This window comes from Kitasatospora brasiliensis, from assembly GCF_032654805.1.
In the GTDB taxonomy this organism is placed as follows: domain Bacteria; phylum Actinomycetota; class Actinomycetes; order Streptomycetales; family Streptomycetaceae; genus Kitasatospora; species Kitasatospora brasiliensis.
In genome coordinates this window covers 147,330-163,457 of the sequence record NZ_JAUOOW010000011.1, presented here as the reverse complement: position 1 = coordinate 163,457, position 16,128 = coordinate 147,330, and the positions used below count along the sequence as shown (strand labels likewise).

Here is a 16,128-nt window from a genome sequence, read left to right as displayed (position 1 = left end):
ACTTGGCACCGGCCGGTCAGCCGGGATCTGGCACGTGTGTGGGGCGGTCTGCCGGGTGTCCCCGACGGGGTGACCCCTGCCCACGTGTGCCAGGTCGAACTTGGACTCCGAGTGTTGGAACGAGTGGCTCCTGGAGAACGCGCCGAAGGGGCCTACACCCTGTTCGGGGGCTATCCGTTCGCGCGTGCCGCCGGATTCGCCACCACGGCCGCCGACGAGGCGCTGCTGGTCACGGCCCGCTACCTGCTGTGGACGTTCCGACGCGGTCACACCTGGCGGCAGGCGCTGGAGGCGTACCGGCAGGTACCGGAGCACGTGCGTGCCTACAGTCTGCCGGAACCGGTCGACATCGGGCCACCGCGTCCGCTGCTGCCAGTCGTGGCCCCAGGCCGGATCTCCTCCTATGACGACGCCCTCGCGCGGCTGCCCGACTTCGTCCGGCGCCCGTTGACCCTCGCGTCGGCGGGGCGCAGCACGTTCCGTGAGCAGCGTCGGGCGGCCTCCGTCGAGATTCCCGAGGAGCTGGTGTTCGAACGTCCCGACGGTCACGACCTGGCCGCTGACCGGGCGGGCGGGTCGGAACCCCGGACGGTGAGCAAAGCGGAACTGCTAGAGACCGCCCGGTGGATGGACGCGACCGAGCGGGACAAGGAGTCGGCCCTGCCTGGGAACTGGGAGAGCAGGACGGACGAGCTGACGATCGCCCTCCGAGACGCGGACGGACCCGGTTTCACCGACCGTGACAAGCTTCCGCTGGACGGGTTGCTCCACATGGTCGGCATGGTGGGTGCCGGGAAGAGCACCCTGATGACGGTTGCCGCGGTCTGGGCGGCGAGGTTGCCCACGCCGCTGCGCACGACGCTCGTCGTCGGTGACGCAGCCGAACAGCTCAGACTGTGCGAGGTCTTTGCCGGCCTCGGGGTGCCGGCGGTGCCGGTGCTGGGCTCCAGCACCCGGGAGACGCACGTGCAACGGCTGCACCGACGACTCGCGTCGCGCGGCCGCGACAACCTGCTGGACCACGATGACCGGGCCTTCGACGAGCTGAGCACCGTCTGTGTGGTGAGCGGCCTGCGAGGGATCGAGAGCGAGCAGCCTCTGCGCTTCGCGGATGCCCCCTGCACCGTTCTCTTTCCCGAGCAGGCCGTCGTCGAGACGCAGCCGACCGAGGTCGACCTCCTGGCCGCGCTGCGGGAGTCGGCGCCGACGACACCCGCTCCGCGGAAGAGCGACGACGAGCCTCACGGTACACCGAACGGTTGTCCGGTATGGGCGCGTTGCCCTCGTCACGGTGCCGCGCGGGCACAGGTCGACGCACTGGTCTGGGTGGCGAACCCGGCGAGTCTGGTACAGAGCCCGGTGGCCTCCCACCTCAACGACGAGCGCCTGCGGCAGCTGGAACTGGCCTGCCGGCGCAGCGACATCATCTTCGTCGACGAAGCGGACAGCGTGCAGATGCGGTTCGACCAGATCTTCGCTCCCTCGGCGACTCTGGTGCAGCCCGACCTTGAGTCCTGGCTCGATCGGCTGCACACCCACAAGATCGAGGAGCTGTGCCGAAAGGCCCGGCTGCCCCTGACCGACCGGCAGGTCCAGCAGTGGAACACGGCCCTCGGCGGAGTCACCCTGGCCGTCGACCCGCTCTGCCGGCAGTTGATCACTGACCCCGACATCCGTGAATGGGCGGACATCGAGTACTTCAGTCCCTGGACGCTCCAACAGAAACTACTGGACGAGTGGTTCGGCGTCGGAACGGTCGATGCCCAGGAAGACGAGACTGAGCTGTACGAGGGGTACGACGATGTCGATGGCGAGGTGGGCGGGACGGGCGACTCGCCCGAGTCCGGCACGGACCCGTGTCGCACCGAATTGACCGCGTTCCTCGACACCTTCCGTGACGACCCGTTCGGCGACCGTGGACCGTACGGCACCCTCGCCGACTTCCTGATCAACACTGTCCAGGACCTCCTGCACAGTCTCTTGCCCACCCGCACGCGGGACCGGCTGCGTGTCACCGTGAGTCGGCTCCTCACGTACACACCCGAGCCCTCCTCGCCGGATGAGCGCGACGAGCGGTGGTGGGACACCACCTGCCGCCGAGTCGGCTTCATGCTGCTGCTGAGCGCCCTGCACCAGCGTCTGGACCGGCTCACCATTCAGTGGCCGCAGGTGGAGGCAGCACTCCGACTTGACGCCCAGGGCAAGGAGCTCGCCCGCCGCGCCCCGCTGGACTACGCGCCGGTCGTCCCCGAGGCCCCGATGGGCAACGTGTTGGGGTTCCAGTACCTGCCCGACGACCAGGAGCAGGACCACGACGGAAGATCGGGCGGCACACTGCGGTTCTTCCGGTGCGCCGGGGTCGGGCGTGAACTCCTCCTGCGGCTCAACGACTTCGGGGCGGACCCTGCCGTCGGCCGGGGCGGACCACATGTGGTCCTGATGTCGGGTACCAGTTGGGCCGGTGAGTCGAGCCGTGCCCACGTCCTCGCGCCGGTGGGCGCCGTTCTCAAGCCCTCCCCGAAGTCGCTGGAAGCCGTGGCGGAAAGCCGCTTCAGTACCCACTTCCTGTACGACAAGGGCAAGCCTATGAGCCTCTCCGGCACCCGGCCGAAGGACCGTCTGGCACAGGCCCGGGCCATGGCGGCAAAACTCGCCTGCCATGTTCCCGGCTTGGGCAGTCCGCTGGACCAGGAACTTGCGCGGGTACCCGACAATTTCCGCAAGCGGGCGCTGCTCCTGGTCGGCAGCTACCGGGAGGCGTACGTGGTCGCGGGCACGATCGATGCCGAGGAACGCTGGCACGGCCGGGTGCGGGTACTCCTGCCCGACGACGCCGACCTCGCCCTTGCTCTGCACGGAACCGGCCTGGTTACGGAAGGCGAGGAGTCGGCGGTGTTGCGTAGGGGGGACTTGTCACTGTTCGCCGACGACCCGGAGGCGGAGGTCCTGGTGGCACCTCTTCTGGCGGTGGAGCGCGGTCACAACATCCTCAACTCGCAGGGGAAGGCGGCCTTCGGGACCACCCTGTTCCTGGTCCGCCCGCACCCGCGCCCCGATGACCTCGCGCTGTCGATCTTCGCGATCAACGACTGGATCACCCGGTTCGCGCGAGACCTGCCGCGGCTGGACGACCGCCGCGGGCCCGCTACCTTTTCGAAGCTCGTCGCCGGGGCGTGCTCGCTGGCCGAGGCCGGACAGCTGCTGCGGCACGAAGGCCGCGAGGAATGGCGGCGACTGCTTTCCCGCCGTTACGCCTACTCCTCCCTGCCAGCCTGGGAGAAGCGTGCCTTCGTCTGGGACCAACTGGTCACCATGTGGCAGGTCATCGGACGTCTGGTGCGCGGGGGCGTTCCGGCCCGGGTGGTGTTCGTCGACGCCGCGTTCGCGCCCCGACTGGCGCGTGCTCTCTCATCGGGGAGCAGGACGGCCACCGCGCCCGCGGCGGATGGCCTGCTCAAAGCACTGGGTGCCGTCCTGGCCCCCTACCTCTCGGATCCCGCCGCCACCGACCCGGCCGACGCCGAGTTGGTCCGGCTGCTGTACCGACCGTTCTACAAAGCCCTCTGCGGTCTCTCCCACCACTGAACCACCGACCCCCGAGAGGAACCGGACCATGCCAGTCAATTACCGTACGGTGGGCACCGCCGCGTGGACGCCCCGGGATACCAACGCCTCCCACACCGTCCGCTATCGGACACTGTCCTTCCCCGAGGAATGGCGCGACGCGATCCTTGACCTGTGCAATGCAGGCCGAAGCGCCGATGCCGAACCATGGCGTACGGTACCGACCCGTCGGCTCGAACAGGTGCTCCAGGCGTATGCGCCGGACATCCTGGTCATGCCGAGGCCCTTTTACGACCGTGACCGGACTGTGAGCCCGGCCGCCCGCTGGCTTTACGGCGTCGAGGACGGACCGGACCCGTTGCCCGCTTCCGTCCTGACCACCCTGCTCGACCGCTGGTTGGGCGAACTGCGGCCGGAGCCGGAACACCGGGCGCTGCTGCGTGACGTCCGAGCCGAACTGCGCGCCCATCCGCCGACGTGGGAGCCGGCGACCCGTGAGCTGTTGTCGACCGAGGTGACGCCCGGCGGTACCGCGGCGCCCGAGGCCCACCAGTACACCCTTACCACCGACTGGCTGGCCCGGCGGATCCTGGCCCTGGGCCCCTACCCCTACGAGGGCGGACAGCTGCGGTTCCGGGCCATGCCTCGCGGCCCGCGCGACAAGGGCGCCGAACTCGTCTCCCAGCCGCTGCCCTACGAGCCCGACCCCGGCAAGGGGGTCTGGTGGTTCTCGGTGGTCCTGAACATCACCCTGCAGACCGTCCCGTTTGACCCGCTGACGAGGTTCCACCTGCACTGGTCGATCCGTCGATGGGCCACCCGGACCGCGCCGGCGACCGGCCGGCTGTGGATCCCGTCGGGCGCGAACACCACTGTCCTGCTGCGGCCTGCGGTCCCGGTGCTGCCGGGGGTGCCACTGAGCGAGCGCTTCGCGGTCGCACACCTCACTCGCGGATACGACCGTGAACGGGAGGCGTACGCCGACGGCTGGGTGAACGGCGGACCGGCACGCCTGCTGGAGGGCCTTTCGATCGGCGGACCCTTCCCTGATCCTGAACTGCTGCTGACCGACCCGGAAGGTTGGCTCACTCGCGACGCCCGAGCGGCCATCGTCTACCGCAACGGAATGGGGCGGCACGACGTCAAGGCCGGGCTCATGCCCCACCAGTGCTCCCAGCTCTCCGCGTGGGCGGCGTCCGCACTCCCCGAAGAACTGCGCGTCGTCCATGAGCTGGTCCCCACGACGCTGGCCGGACCGAAGCCGGTGAACGCCCCGCCCGCTGCCGTGCGGAAGAGGGCGAAGGAGGAGGAAGAGGCTCGTCGTTGTGCCGAGCGCAGGGCGGCGGCCGCGTTCGCCGTCGCCGCCCTCAGCGGAGTGGCGTCGGATGAACGACCAGTGCTGGAAGCCCGGCTGCTGTGGCAGTCGGCGGACCTGCGGGAAGAGGCGTTGAAGGCGTTGTGCCTGCGACTCGGCCTCAAGGGCGATGGCGGCTCGTTCAGCGAGAGGGAGTACGAGGCGGCGGGCCCGGGAAGTCCGGTGGTTCACGAGTGGGAGGCCCCGGAGCTGGTCGTGCGCGTCCGTTGCCTGCGCCCGGTCATTCGGACCGACGAGCGAAACGGCGTCTCGCTCACCGCCGGCTTGGACCTGCCGGACGGGCGACGGCTTGCCCGCGATGTGGTGGACGCGGCGATCCGGGCACGTCGCGGTCAGACCGGCGCTTGGCTGTCGGCGGACCGAACGGGGAAGGAACCCGGGCTCGCCCTGGTCGAGATCGCACGACCGGAGGACTTCGCCCGCGACCACGACCCCAAGTTCGCGCTGCGTCTCGGCTGCGCGGACGCGGGGTACGTGACCCAGTTCATCGCCTCGCCGCAGAAGGTCAAGGGCTACAACTCGGTGACCAACATGCCGCACCGCGCCCTGATGGCCTGGGACGACGGTCTGCGGCAGCTGGGCGCGCGGGTGTACCCCGAGCACGGCCTGACGGAGGGCGTACCGGCCGGGACGCGATGGGCGGCGGTGTGGATGGTGCGCAAGAACCGTTCGTCCAGGACGAAGTGGCCGGCGCATGTGCCGGTGGCGGTGCTCGTCACCCCGGAAAGCCCCGGAAGCGGACTCGCCAGGGTGCAGGGATGGGACCCCGGGGCCGACGACGGAGCCGGGGACTGGGTTCCCTACCCGACAATGCTGATCCGGCTGACCCGCCAGGCCGAGATCACCCCGGTCGTGCCCGAGCAGCGCGCCGTGGGAGGCGCCGAGGCGGCCCGGCGGCCGAGCTGGCGGGCGAACCGTGACGAGCAGCGGCGGGAGGCGGAGGAGTGGCTGCAAGGGGTGCGGGCGTCCTTGCGTCAGCAGCCGACCGTCCTGTTGGTCGACGCGGTCAACGCCCGATCGCACTGGACCTGGTGGCAGAACGTCCAGACGGAGATGGATCGCATCCGGGACGGGCATGCCCCCGCCCGCCCCCTCCACCCCGACTTGCGGTTGCTGCGCGTGCGGACGGGGCGCGGGCGCGAGACCCCGCAATGGTGGGGCGTCAACCCGGGCGACGGCCCGAACGGCATCGCTGCGCACCTGTGGCTCCCGAAATCCCCGTCCTCCGGGCGAGTCTTCTACAGCACCACGCCGAAGCCCGTCCAGTTCCAGAGTTCCGCGGTCCAAGCAGACAAGTTGGCGACCCGGCCGTTGACCCAGGGGAAGCGCAAGGGCGAGGGCACGATCGACACCGGAATCCCCGGCTGGATGCCGGCGCTGGTGGAACTCGCCGTGCTCGGTTGCCACATGGAGGACGGCGACGACCCGCAGGCGCTGGCCCTCGCGGCCCATCTGCTGCGTCAGCCGCCGGACTACCCACAGGCTCTCGCCCATCCACTGCCCCTGCACCTGGCCGGTCTGGGGCAGGAGTACGTGCTTCCGACCAAGGCCGAGGCGGGGAGTCTTCAGGAGGAAGCGGAGACCGCCCCCGACGCGCTGGACGACGGCAGGGACGGAGCCGCTGATCCGGATCCGGACCGACAGGACGCCGCGGGCCTGGAGGAGGAGCCCGAGACGGATGAACTGGGGCAGCTCGCCCTTTTCGACAGTTGATGCTCCGCTGGGCACACCAGTTCGGTAGCGAGGCTCTTTGCTCATGTGTGGTCAATCTGTGACATCACCCCGGTAACCGAAGCCCTGCGAGCCGTCAGGCTAGCTGGCTAGACTTATGCGATCTCAATGCACTTATCCGGCCGCGAAGTTAGGAATTTCACGGATGGCCACCCAGCTCTACTCCACCACCTCCTCGCCGGTCTCCCGACTGGTGCAGGACATCGAGCGTGGCGAGATCGGGCTTCCAGATTTGCAGAGGCCGTACGTTTGGTCGGCTACGGGAGCGCGCGACCTCTTCGACTCGATGTACAAGGGGTTCCCGGTCGGATACCTGCTATTCTGGGGGACGGATGTCGAACCTGGAACCAAGCAGATCGGTGCAGGCGCCAAGGAGCGTGTGCCGCGGCAGATCATCATCGACGGGCAACAGCGTCTGACGTCGTTGTATGCCGTAATGACCGGCGCCGAAGTGATGCATGAGGACTATTCGACGGGGAGGGTCCGGCTGGCATTTCGGCCCTCGGACGAGACATTCGCCGTCTCCGGGGCCGCGATCGAGAAGGATGCGGAATACCTGCCCGACATCAGCGTGCTCTGGCAGCCCGATGCGAACATTCTCAAGAAGACTGTCCGGGCCTTCCTCAACCGGCTGGCCGAGAAGCGGGAGCTTGACGAGGATGAGCGAGACCGCCTCGAATCCGCGATCGGGCAGGTCCACGGACTCAGTATGTACAGCTTCCAGATCGTTGAGCTCTCCGCAGATATTAGCCTGGAGGAGGTCTCCGAGATTTTTGTGCGGATCAACAGCAAGGGCGTGAAGCTGAAGCAGTCGGACTTCATCCTCACCTTGATGTCGGTGTCGTGGGAGGAAGGCCGCCGCGAGCTGGAGAAGTTCTGCCGGGACAGCCAGCTTCCCTCCCGCTCCGTTGCGTCTCCATTCAACTGGTTCCTGGAGCCCCAGCCGTCTGACCTGCTTCGGGTGACGACTGCTCTGGCCCTGCGGCGGGCAGTGCTCAAGCAGGTCTACATCGTGCTCAGTGGTCGTGATCCAGAGACGGGCAAGGCTTCGGCGGCCCTCAGGGAGAAGCAGTTCGCCAAGCTGCAGGAGGCGCAGCAGAGTGTCCTGGACCTGACCAACTGGCATGAGTTCCTGCAGTGCCTGGAGCGGGCGGGTTTTCGAGGGGCAAAGATGATCTCCAGCGACAATGCCATTTTGTACAGCTACGCCATGTGGCTCATCGGTCGGATCGACTACAAGGTGCCGCTGGACCGTCTGCGTGAGGCAATCGCCCGCTGGTTCTTCATGGCGCACGCGACCGGGCGCTATTCAGGTTCGTTGGAGAGCCAGGTTGAGCAGGATCTGAGTCGGTTCCGGGACATCTCCGCCGGCGACCCGGATGCGTTCATCGCGGTGCTTGACAAGATTGTTTCAGACACGCTGACCTCGGACTACTGGAGCATTACACTGCCGAATGAGCTGAACGCCTCGGCGTCGAAGTCGCCGGCCCTGCTGTCGTACATCGCTGCTCTGAACATTCTCGACGCCGACGCGCTGCTATCGCGAGGCAAGGTCCGCAGTCGGCTCGATCCGGCGGTGACAACGAAGCGTGGAATCGAGCGGCACCACCTCTTCCCGAAGGGGTATCTGCTGAACGCGCTCGGGATCAGGGACAGTCGGAAGATCAACCAGATCGCCAACATGGCAATGGTTGAATGGCATAAGAACATTGACATCTCGGATCAAGCGCCATCCGTCTACTGGCCTACTCAGGCTGCGGCCAAGCAAATCGACTCGGTAAGGCTGGCGCAACAGCAGTACTGGCACGCCTTGCCGGATGGCTGGGAGTCGATGGAGTACGACCATTTCTTGGCGGCGCGCAGGGAACTCATGGCGGGAGTGGTCCGTGATGCCTTCGCTCAGCTGGCCGACAGTAGCTACAATCCCAGCTACCCGGCACCCAGCACATGTGCCGCCTCGATGTCGCGCAGCGGAGGCTCTCGGTTCCCGCTGCACAAGCTCATCGATGCCGGTCTGCTAGAGCCGGGCGCGCTCCTCGAACCGTCCTGGTCAGGGCACTCGGTGACTGCAAGTGTCAATGGGCGTGGCCTTATTGAGGTCGATGGCGAAACATACGACACGCCATCCGGAGCGGCCAGGGCCACCGGCAAGCATACCAATGGGTGGGAGTTTTGGTCTGTTGTCACGCCGCAGGGCCCGGTATCACTCGACAAGCTGCGTTCGGAGTACACCTCTGAGACCCTCTGGTAGTCGGGGTCCCCAGGAGCTCGCGGGCTTGCCGATCGGCCCACCTTCGCCGCAACTCTCTTGGCCTCATTTGCCGATGAGCTGAGGAAGGCCTCATGGATGTCGTCGTGGATGTCCCAGCGGATCCGCAGGCGGCGGAGGCTGTGTATCCAGGCGTTCGTACGCTCGACGACCCCGCCGCACGGCTCCGAGTCCGGAGCCGTGCGGTGCCGCGCAGTTCTGCCAGTGCCTCTCAGCTGCAAGGCCGTCATCGACGCAGGTCTGTGCTTCGCCCGTACCTGTGGTCTCGTTGAAGGTCGGGTGAGGTCCGAGGTCGGCGTCAGTAGATGAGGATGTCCCAGTGGTTGCCCTCGTTGCAGTACAGGTTGCCCGATGCGGCCTTCCACTGCGGGTAGCCGTCGCCCCGGAGGCCGATGTAGGTGAAGCTGTTCTGGATGTAGCCGTCGATGCAGGAATTGCGGGCGATGTCGACCTTGTAGCCGTTGTAGTGGCTGTAGGTGCCGGAGGCGTGGCCGACCTCGGTTCCGCCCGTGATGTTGATGGCGCAGCCGCTGGCTTGCTTGAGGGTGATGATGGCGCTCACCGTGCCCGAGTTGATCTGGTCGAACGAGGTGCAGGTGGAGTTGGACCTGGTGGTGCAGCCTCCACTGGAACTCCAGGTGATGCCGGCGTTGCTGAACTGGCCGGCGGCCGTCGACTGCGACAGCTTGGTGCCGCTGGCGCCGGCTGTGGGCGCCGAGACCGCGAGGCCGGCGATGGCCAGGGCGACGACGGTGGCTGCGGTGCGTGGCTTCATCTGCATCTCCCGGTGAGGATGGCGTGCCTTTGACTCGGCCCCCGCCCTCATCGGACGAAGGGTCGTACGAGGTGCTGTGGCGCGGCGGTGCTCCGGTGCGAGGGGCGAACGGTCCCTCGTGCCATTGCCCGGGGTCCCTGGGGAACGAGGGAGGACTTCGAGCGTCGGCGTCGCACTAGGATGGCCCACCGTTGTCTATGCGAGTAGACCCAGGTTTGTGAATTTCGTGTGACGGGCGGTGGCCTTCGGTGCGTCGAAAGGTCCGCCGGGTGGGGGGTCACCTCCTCGATCGGTGGCGGGTCAGCTGATGAGCAGGTAGGCGTCCCAGGCGGCGGGGGTGTCGGGGTGGGTGTGGGCGGTGAGGTCGCGGGTGGCGGCGGCGGTCGCGAGGTGTTCGCCGAGGGCGGCGCGTAGGCGCGAGGTGGCGGCCAGCAGCTCGGCGCGACCATGGGGGTCGTGGCGGCGGGCGGGGAGGGCGAGGCGGGGCTCCCGGATTCCCGGATGTGGTACGTCATGCCGTCGATCCCGGGAATGCCGGGCAGCGCCCCGTACTCGTCTCCGACCCTCCGCCCCTCTGCCCCGGACTCTCCGACCCTCCGACCCTCCGACCCTCAGATCAGCGCAGGCCGTCCCACAGGACTCGTTCGGGCCGGGCGGGGTCCTGGTGGACGGCGGGTGCGGTGGTGTCCAGGAACATGACGGACCGGCCGGGCAGATAGGCGGGCCAGGGCGGCAGGTGGCCAGTGGTGGGGCGGCCGTGCCGGGCGAAGGACGTCCAGGCGCCGCGGATCCGCTCGGACAGCAGCGGATGGGCCGACGTGTCCATCAGCGGATCGTCGTTCCCGAAGACGGGGCCGAGTTCGGCCATGTGGCAGGCACCGAGGGCGCCGTCCAGGGCCGGGGACGGCTCGGTGAACTCGTAGAAGTAGGTGTCCGCGCCGTGCGCGGCACGGGCTTCCGCGACGCGGACCGCCGGCAGGCGGTAGCCGTGGTCGGTCATCACCGCCGAGAACAGGTCGGCGGCGCCCGCCTGCGGTCGGGCCTCGGCGTAGACGGCCCGGGCGGCCACGGGATCCAGGCCGAGCACGGTGAGGAAGCCGTGCAGGAAGCCGTCGTTGACGAGGCCGGCCATGCCGAGCGGCACCAGGAACAGGCGGAACTCCTCGGCGGTGACGCCCGTGAGCAGGTCCAGCTGCCGGCCCGCACCGGCGGCGATGGCGTCGACGGGGCGCTCGGGCAGCGTCGCCGTCCCGGCCACCGGCAGAACGGTGGTGCCGCCTCCCGCGGACTCGCCCCACTGGCCCGGTTCGGTGCTGCGGGCGATCTCCTGAGCGAGTCGGCTGTTGGCCGCGGCCAGCTCCTGCGGCGGGACGGCGGCGAGGCCCTCGACGGTGCACTCGACGCCGGCGAGTGCGGCCAGGCGCTCGGTGATGCGGCGCCCGGTCTCGGGCGAGTGGGTGTGGTGTCCGGCCCCGCTCTGGGTGATGGCCCGCCGGAACAGGCCCTCGGCCCGGGGCGTCGTCATGAGCGCGGTGATGCCGATCGCTCCGGCCGACTGCCCGAAGACGGTCACGTTGCCCGGGTCGCCACCGAACTCGGCGATGTTGTCGCGCACCCACTCCAGCGCGGCGATCTGGTCCAGCAGACCGAGGTTGGCCGTCCCGTCGGGCAGCAGGAGGAAGCCCTCCGCGCCCAGCCGGTAGTTCAGGGTGACGCAGACGACGCCGTCACGGGCGAGGACGGAGCCGTCGTAGGTGGGCAGCGAGCCGGCCCCGTTGCGGAAGGCGCCGCCGTGGATCCACACCATGACGGGCAGCCCTTCGCCGGACCGGTGCGGCGCCGACGTCCAGACATTGAGGTTGAGGCAGTCCTCGCCCTGGGGGCCGGCCTCGGTGAGCAGGCCGGCCATGGCGGGGGCGTAGCCGGGCTGCGGCGCGCTCGGGCCGTGGACGAGCGCGTCGCGCACGCCGCTCCACGGCTCGGGGGCCCGGGGCGGACGCATCCGGTTCACGCCGAACGGCGGTGCCGCGTAAGGGATGCCCAGGAAGGACGCGATGCCGTCGTGGAGGCGACCGCGGACCTGGCCGTGACGAGTGCTGACTATGACGCTGCTCATCGGGAAGTCCAGTTTCGGAAGAGCTTGGGATGTTTGGGGCGATAGGAGCCTTCCGTCCGCCCGGCGCCATCGCAACCGAATTCCCGTCGTTCGGACCGCCGGGAGGTCTCGCCAACCGGCCGCACTGTCACGGCTGTTCGCCGGCCCGCTGTTCGACTGTCGGCGATGCGGGCGCCCCGGCCCCGCCCTCGACGGCGAAGTGCTGCTGGAGCCGGGCGTGGCGGAACTGGTAGACCGCGCCGACCTTGCGCAGGACGCCCCGGCCGTGGGCGTCTTCGAGGAACGTCATCGCCGCCAGGGGGAGCCGCCCGGTCAGCGGCAGCCAGACCCGCGCGAAGACCGTCCACTGGCCCCAGGCACTCAGACTGAGCGTCGTCGCGAGCCCGACGACGAGCGGCGCGAGCATGCCGAACCTGAACCCGCCGGCGACGCCCCAGATCAGCTCGATGCCCCAGAGGGAGTTGTGGAGGGCGATGATCATGGCCTCGCCGCCGAACCCGACCAGGCACCCGAACAGCGGCGCGAACACCAACCACTGGAGGAGCAGGGTCCTGCGGTTCAGGGCCAGCAGGTCGCGGGGCTCGGGGGCGGACGCGATGGCGACGGGGACTTCGGACCAGGCCATCAGCGCCCCGACGAGCCCGGCCGGGAGGGCGAACAGGACCGCGTAGAGCACCGCGTCCCCCGGCCCGACCTCGGACCAGGCCGGGTCCTCCAAGAACAGGGCTCTGCCGAACCCCTGCAACAGACCGACCCCGGCGCCGCCCGCCACCCCCGCCACGAGCCCGATCCCGGCGCGGGCCAGGATCTCGGAGCCGGACCTGGCACCCGCTCTTCCCCTCCGTCCGACGAGGCGGATCCGCATGCGGGTCGGCTCCAGGGCCGCGCCCCGGAACACGACGCCGATCCCGTGCACGAGTGCGGTGACCAGGGCGACCGGGACGCCGTTGATCAGTCCGTCCAGGCCCATGATGGTGAGCCCGTCCACGAGCCTGGTCGCGAGATCGCGAGCGGGCCCGGGCTCGGGGTCGTAGAAGGCGGCGGCGAGCCCGTCCATGGGACCGATGAGGAGTGCGACACAGGCCCCGGCGAGGAGCCCGGTGAGGAGCATGCGCGGCACCAGCCGCATGCCGGAGCCCAGTTCCCACCAGGCGAGGTCGGTCCGGTCGTGCCGTTCCAGGTGCCGGGCGAGGAAGCCGAGCCAGCGGGACACCCGTTCGGTATCCCGGTTCCGCTCCTTCTCGGACCACGCGTCCGAAGCCTTGCGGCCGAGTTGGGGCGGCGGCAGTGGGTCGCGGGAGTAGACCGACGGGACCAGCGAGTCCAGCAGGTGGCGCTCGACCGCCTCGGGGGTGGGGAAGCGGCAGCGGTCGATGAGATCCTCGGGACGCTCGCCCGGGGCCGGGCTCCGGTAGACGGTGCGGCACAGCCACAGCATCAGCGGAACCTTCAGGGCCTCGGCGGCGGGGCAGGACGGGTCCTCGATCAGCGCGTCGGTGAGCGGACGCCAGCGGTCCTGCTTCTGAGGAGCGGCGCTCTTGAACAGGTACCGCGAGGCCGCCTCGGCGGTCAGCGGTTCGGCCTCGACCACGGCGGCCGCGCGGAGCACCTCGGTCGAGCTGATCGCCTCGGCGTAGTCCTGCGTTCGGCAGATCAGGATCAGGGAGGTTTTGTCCTCCAGACTGTTGAGCTTGTCCAGGGCCAACGGTCGCTCGGTGGCGGGCAGTTCGTCCAGGCCGTCGAGCACGGGGAGGATGCGCCTGCCCTGTCGCAGGAGTCGGATCGTCTCAAGGCTCAGATAGGGGTACTCGCGCAGCAACTGGCGCTCCAGCCAGGTGGCCAGGTGCTCCGCGCGCGGCCGCCAGGACGCGATCGACAGCAGGACGGGGACCGGTGATTCCTCCCGCATCCGCTGGAGCAGGTCGATCACCAGCAGGACGGCCAGGGTCGTCTTGCCGCTGCCGGGGCCGCCCAGCACGACAAGCCGGCCCCGCGACAGATTCAGGAACGTCTCGGCGAAGGACGTCAGGTCCGCCGTGCTTCCCTGGACGGAACCCCCTGTCAGCTCCGGGTGGTCGTCGAACTCCCCGCCGGGGCTCGCGGACCAGCGAATGGGGATCGGCCTCGACAGGTGGAGGCCGCGCAGTTCGGCCTCCTGCTGCCACTGCGCCAACACCACGCGCCCCAGCTGTTTCACCTCCGTCTCCAGGGGATCGGTGGAGGCCACGGTGATGAAGTTGTTCTGGACGCTGTGGTCGCCGATCAGGATCGGGGTCGGGCCGTAGAAGACGTACGTCGGCCGGAGGGCCGGCTCTGCATCGGTCATGACGACTAGAAGTGGTTCTCCTGGTGGCCGCCGTCGCCTTGCAGGACCGCGGTCGGCCCGTTGAAGGTGATCCCGGTCAGGGTGTTCGCGCCGGGGGCGGGACTGGCGGCGGTCTCGGCGGCCTGGACCCGCGTCACGGCCTCCAGCAGCGTCTCGGCGAACCCGGTGTCGCGTTCGACCTCGTCCTCCAGGGCCAGCAGCAGTCGCTGCCGGGTGCGCTCGGTCGGCTCCGTCCGTCCGTCTTCGGCCTCCTCGACCAGCCGCGCCAGGGCATGATCGGTGCCCAGGCGTTGCGTCACCACGTCGTGCAGGCGGTCCATCCCGGCGTCCAGCGCCCGGTCGACCTCCGCGTCCGCCCGCCCCGCCACCCGCTTCGCCTTGCGCACCGCCCACGCGAAGAGGAATCCGACCGCCAGCTCCACGCCCACCATGTTCTCTCCCTTGCCGGAGACGTTCGTCGGTGCACCGACACTAGCCTCACGGGTCCGGCCGTGTGGCGCGAAATCCCGAACCGGTTTCGGCTGAAGGGCGGCAATGTCCTTGGACTCGAAGATCAATGACGAAGCATCAGAAAGAGGAGTCCGAGGGCCTCCGGCAGTTCTTCACGACGGAAGATCTGCCGGAGGCCCCCGGCCGGTCGATCAGTGTTCGGTCGATCAGTGTTCGGTCGGATCGGTACGGCGGCGGATCATCCGCCGAAGGCGGAGAGACCCTTCGGTGAGCCGTTGCCGGTCGGGCCGTCGTATCCGGCGACGGCCTTGCACTGGTAGTCGCCGCCGCAGTCCATGGACTCGACGTTGCTGCCGCCGACCACGTCGTACAGTCCGGCGCGGGCCGATGCCGAGTACAGGGACGAGGCGTCGGCGAACCTCTCCGGATGGCCGCCCAGCGCGATGACGCCGGCGATGAACGGGGCGGAGGCGCTGGTGCCGCCGACGATGCCCCAGCCGGGGCCGCCGTCCGCGGTGACGTAGATCGCCGGGCCGGTGGCCGGGTCGGCGACGGCCGAGACGTCGGAGACCATGCGGCCGGGGCAGTGCCGGTCCTTCTGCCAGGCCGGCTTGGCGATCCAGGCCGAACAGCCGCTGCCCGCACCGCTCCAGGCCTTCTCGGCGTAGCCGCGCGCACTGGAGTCCTTGGTCAGCGAGGTACCGCCGACCGCGATCACCGACGGGTAGATCGCCGGGGCGGACGCGATGCCGTAGCCGCTGTCGCCGGAGGAGACGGTGATCGCCACGCCCGGGTGGGCGTAGTGCGACGCGAGGGTGGGGCTGTAGCCGGACTCGGTGGCGCCGTAGCTGTTCGACACCTCGGTGGCGCCGAGGCGCACCGCGGTGTCGACCGACTCGGCCAGGTCGAGGCTGCTCGCCGAGTCCGCCTCGACCAGGATGATCCTGCAGTTCGGGCAGGCCGCCGAGACCATGTCCAGGTCCAGCGCCACCTCCATGCTCCAGCCCTGGTTGGAGGGCGGCGGCGAGGCGGTCCCGGCCTGGTTCACCTTCGTGAAGCAGCCGTTGGCCGTGGTGCAGGGCGGCAGGCCGTAGGTGGAGCGGTAGACGGCGAGGTCGGCCTCGGCGGTCGGGGCGTCGCCGGCGTCGACGATGGCGACGGTCTGGTTCTCGCCGCCGGTCGCCGGCAGCTTGTAGGCGGCCCGCAGGTCCGCCGGCCCGAGGCCCCGCGGCAGCGAGGCGGCGTGGCCGGTGGCCGACGCGGCGGCCATGCCCCGGACGCCGACGCCGCCCTGCACATCGGTGCGCAGCTCGGCGAAGCAGCGGGCGTAGCCGGGCTCGGCCGTGCCGCAGACGTCGCGGACGGGTGCGGCCTGTGTCGTCGTGGCGCCGTTGGTCGCGCCGGACCCGGTGGCGTTCGCCGTTCCGGGGGTGGCCACGAGGACGGCGGTCACCGCGGCCATCGCCAGACCGGCGACCGTCCGCGAGCGGGTGCTGGATGTGAACGTCATGACTTCCTCCCC

The 16,128-nt window shown here is 69.5% G+C and carries 8 protein-coding genes; 3 read left to right on the top strand and 5 right to left on the bottom strand.

The features are described 5' to 3' along the window. The first annotated feature begins 111 nt into the window (after positions 1 to 111). The 3 genes from QWJ13_RS33700 to QWJ13_RS33690 all read left to right on the top strand — a co-directional run bounded on the left by QWJ13_RS33700 (position 112) and on the right by QWJ13_RS33690 (position 8,921). Complete coding sequence (locus tag QWJ13_RS33700) at positions 112 to 3,585, top strand: pPIWI_RE_Z domain-containing protein (protein WP_432277657.1); 3,474 nt, start codon at positions 112 to 114, stop codon at positions 3,583 to 3,585. A gap of 28 nt (positions 3,586 to 3,613) precedes the next feature. Next, positions 3,614 to 6,652 carry a pPIWI_RE module domain-containing protein gene (locus QWJ13_RS33695; RefSeq protein ID WP_316529466.1) on the top strand — a complete coding sequence of 1,013 codons (3,039 nt, stop codon included), beginning with the start codon at positions 3,614 to 3,616 and terminating at the stop codon, positions 6,650 to 6,652. A 163-nt stretch (positions 6,653 to 6,815) separates the two neighbouring features. Further along, positions 6,816 to 8,921, top strand: a complete 2,106-nt coding sequence (locus tag QWJ13_RS33690; RefSeq protein ID WP_316529465.1) for a GmrSD restriction endonuclease domain-containing protein — start codon at positions 6,816 to 6,818, stop codon at positions 8,919 to 8,921. Between the two features lie 316 nt (positions 8,922 to 9,237). Here QWJ13_RS33690 and QWJ13_RS33680 read toward each other — a convergent pair whose 3' ends face one another. The 5 genes from QWJ13_RS33680 to QWJ13_RS33660 all read right to left on the bottom strand — a co-directional run bounded on the left by QWJ13_RS33680 (position 9,238) and on the right by QWJ13_RS33660 (position 16,116). Continuing rightward, positions 9,238 to 9,720 carry a hypothetical protein gene (locus tag QWJ13_RS33680; RefSeq protein ID WP_432277656.1) on the bottom strand — a complete coding sequence of 161 codons (483 nt, stop codon included), beginning with the start codon at positions 9,718 to 9,720 and terminating at the stop codon, positions 9,238 to 9,240. Between the two features lie 610 nt (positions 9,721 to 10,330). Then, on the bottom strand, positions 10,331 to 11,830 hold the full coding sequence (locus tag QWJ13_RS33675; RefSeq protein ID WP_316529461.1) for a carboxylesterase/lipase family protein: 1,500 nt from the start codon (positions 11,828 to 11,830) through the stop codon (positions 10,331 to 10,333). A gap of 127 nt (positions 11,831 to 11,957) precedes the next feature. After that, entirely contained in the window at positions 11,958 to 14,156 is a 2,199-nt protein-coding gene (locus tag QWJ13_RS33670; RefSeq protein ID WP_316529459.1) for an NACHT domain-containing protein, read from the bottom strand. A gap of 5 nt (positions 14,157 to 14,161) precedes the next feature. Next, on the bottom strand, positions 14,162 to 14,587 hold the full coding sequence (locus tag QWJ13_RS33665) for a hypothetical protein (protein ID WP_316529457.1): 426 nt from the start codon (positions 14,585 to 14,587) through the stop codon (positions 14,162 to 14,164). 257 nt (positions 14,588 to 14,844) lie between these two features. Next, a complete protein-coding gene (locus tag QWJ13_RS33660; protein ID WP_316529455.1) occupies positions 14,845 to 16,116 on the bottom strand; it encodes a S53 family peptidase in 1,272 nt (423 codons plus the stop codon). Between the last annotated feature and the right edge of the window lie 12 nt (positions 16,117 to 16,128).